We start from the raw sequence: 2,825 nt of genomic DNA, 5'->3' as shown, positions 1-2,825 counted from the left end.
CCTTGCCGCTAGCGGCTGAAGTGGGCCTTGGCCTCGTACAGCGTTTCCACGGTGATGGTCATCACCCCGCGTTCGACGGCAAAACGCTCGGTGTTGCGGCGGGCCTTGCCGCGCACGAAGAAGGGCACGCGGTGCAATTCGCGCTCGGCCTCGGGGGCCCAGGTGGCGGCCATGGTCGGCAGGCCCTGGGGCAGGTCTTCCGGCAGGTCGCTGTGCGGCTCATATTGCGGCTCGGGCTCAGGCACTGCCATCGGCGCCGCGCCATGCCCCAGGTGCGAAGCCGGCGCGTCTTCATGGAACTCGAAGTCGCCGCGGAACATGCCCAGCAGGTGTTCTTCCAGGCCCATCATCAGCGGATGCACCCAGGTGTCGAACAGCACGTTGGCGCCTTCGTAGCCCATCTGCGGCGAGTGGCGCGCCGGAAAGTCCTGCACATGCACCGGCGCCGAGATCACCGCGCACGGAATGCCCAGCCGCTTGGCGATGTGGCGTTCCATCTGCGTGCCCAGCACCAGGTCGGGCTGCAGCGCCGCCACTGCGGCTTCCACTTCCAGGTAGTCGTCGGTGATCAGCGGCGCGACGCCATGGCGGGCCGCGGCCTCACGCACCTCGCGCGCGAATTCGCGGCTGTAGCTGCCCAGGCCCACCACTGCGAAGCCCAGCTCGTCGGCGGCCACGCGGGCGGCGGCCACGGCATGCGTGGCATCGCCGAAGATGAAGACGCGCTTGCCCGTCAAGTAGGTGGCGTCCACCGATTGCGAGTACCAGGGCGCGCGGCTGGCGCGGGCCTGCAGCGCGGGCGGCACCGGCACGCCGGCCAGTGCGGCCACCTCGGCCACGAAGGCCTGTGTGGCCTGGGCGCCGATGGGAATGGTCTTGGTGAAGGGCTGGCCGAACTGCCGCTGCAGCCAACCCGCGGCCTGCTGCGCCACCTCGGGGTACAGCACCACGTTGAAGGCGGCTTCACCCAGCCGGGCCAGGTCGGCAGGCGAGGCTTGCCACGGCGCCACCACGTTCACCGCAATGCCCAGCTGCTGCAGCAGGCCGGTGATCTCCTGCACGTCGTCGCGGTGGCGAAAGCCCAGCGCGGTGGCGCCCAGCAGGTTGCAGCCGCGGCGCGGCGTGCCTTCGGCCGGCTTGCGGGCCAGCGCCCGCACCAGTTGGTAGAAGGTTTCGCTGGCGCCGTAGTTTTCCTTGCGCTGGTAGGCCGGCAGCTCCAGCGGAATCACCGGCACCGGCAGGTCCAGCGCCTGGGCCAGGCCGCCGGGGTCGTCCTGGATCAGCTCGGCGGTGCAGGAAGCGCCCACCAGCAAGGCCTGCGGCTGGAAGCGCGCATACGCATCCCGCGCCGCCTGTTGGAACAGGCCCGCGGTATCCGCACCCAGGTCGCGCGCCTGGAAAGTGGTGTAAGTGACCGGCGGGCGCCGCGGCAGCCGCTCGATCATCGTGAACAGCAGGTCGGCGTAGGTGTCGCCCTGCGGCGCATGCAGCAGGTAGTGCACGCCGCGCATGGCCGTGGCCACCCGCATTGCGCCCACGTGCGGCGGTCCTTCGTAGGTCCACAGGGTCAGCTGCATCGGGGTGCTTTCAGGCCGCGGCCAGCAGCTGCCGGCGGTGCAGCGGGCGGGCGAACAAGGCGGCCAGGTCGGCCGCCTGCTCATAGCCGTGGATGGGCGAGAACACCAGCTCGATGGACCACTTGGTGGTCAGGCCCTCGGCCTCCAGCGGATTGGCCAGGCCCAGGCCGCACACCACCAGGTCGGGCGCGTCGGCGCGGCAGCGGTCCAGCTGGCGTTCCACGTCCTGCCCTTCCGACAGGCGGGTGCCGGCCGGCAGCAGCGCCAGTTCTTCGGCCATGTGCTGGCGGTGCAAAAAGGGCATGCCCACTTCGGTGAGCTGCATGCCCAGCTCGCGCGCCACGAAGCGGGCCAGCGGCAGTTCCAGCTGCGAATCGGGGAAAAAGAAGATGCGCTTGCCGGCCAGCCGCGCGCGGTGCGGCGCCAGTGCCTGGCGGGCGCGTTCGATGGCCGGGCCGGTCACGCGTTGCAGCCGGGCTGCGTCCACGCCGTAGGCATCGGCCGCGGCCTGGAACCAGGCGGTGGTGCCTTCCACACCCAGCGGGAAGGGCGCAGCGATGCGGCTGGCGCCCCGTTCTTCCAGCGCGCGCGCGGTGTCGGCCAGGAAGGGCTGGGCCAGCAGGTAGCGCGTCTGCGGGCCGACGGCGGGCAGCTCGGCCAGCGCGCGCGCCGGCAGGAACTGCACCGGCGCAATGCCCAGGCCCTGGAACAGGCGGCGGAACTGCGCCTCCACCACGTCGGCCAACGCGCCCACCACCAGCAGGCCGGGCTGCGCGGTGGCCGGCAGCGTGGGCACCAGCGCGGCCAGGCAGGCGTCTTCGCCCTGGGTGAAGGTGGTCTCGATGCCGCTGCCCGAGTAGCTGAGCACGCGCACCCGCGGCAAAAAGCGCTGGCCCAGCCGCTGAGCGGCGCGCGGCAGGTCGAGCTTGATCACTTCCGACGGGCAGGAGCCCACCAGGAACAGCAGCTTGATGTCGGGCCGCCGCTCCAGCAGCCGGGTGACCACCCGATCCAGCTCGTCGTTGGCATCGGCCAGGCCGGCCAGGTCGCGGTCGTCGATGATAGCGGTGGCAAACCGCGGCTCGGCGAAGATCATCACGCCCGCGGCCGATTGCAGCAGGTGCGCGCAGGTGCGTGAGCCCACCACCAGGAAAAAGGCGTCCTGCATCTTGCGGTGCAGCCACACGATGCCGGTGAGGCCGCAGAACACCTCGCGCTGGCCACGTTCGCGCAGCACCGGTGCGTCGG

The 2,825-nt window shown here is 71.2% G+C and carries 2 protein-coding genes; both read right to left on the bottom strand.

The genetic code is table 11. The features are described from left to right. Positions 1-8: 8 nt before the first annotated feature. Complete coding sequence (gene bchB / locus ABNT58_RS18780) at positions 9-1,577, bottom strand: ferredoxin:protochlorophyllide reductase (ATP-dependent) subunit B (protein WP_348754963.1); 1,569 nt, start codon at positions 1,575-1,577, stop codon at positions 9-11. Between the two features lie 10 nt (positions 1,578-1,587). Next, positions 1,588-2,825, bottom strand: a 1,238-nt coding sequence (locus ABNT58_RS18775) for a ferredoxin:protochlorophyllide reductase (ATP-dependent) subunit N (protein ID WP_348754962.1), incomplete at its 5' end; no start/stop codon positions are given.

Source organism: uncultured Aquincola sp. (assembly GCF_964001545.1).
In the GTDB taxonomy this organism is placed as follows: domain Bacteria; phylum Pseudomonadota; class Gammaproteobacteria; order Burkholderiales; family Burkholderiaceae_C; genus Aquincola.
The sequence above is the reverse complement of the archived record's forward strand: the minus strand, read 5'-3'. Positions and strand labels throughout refer to the sequence as shown.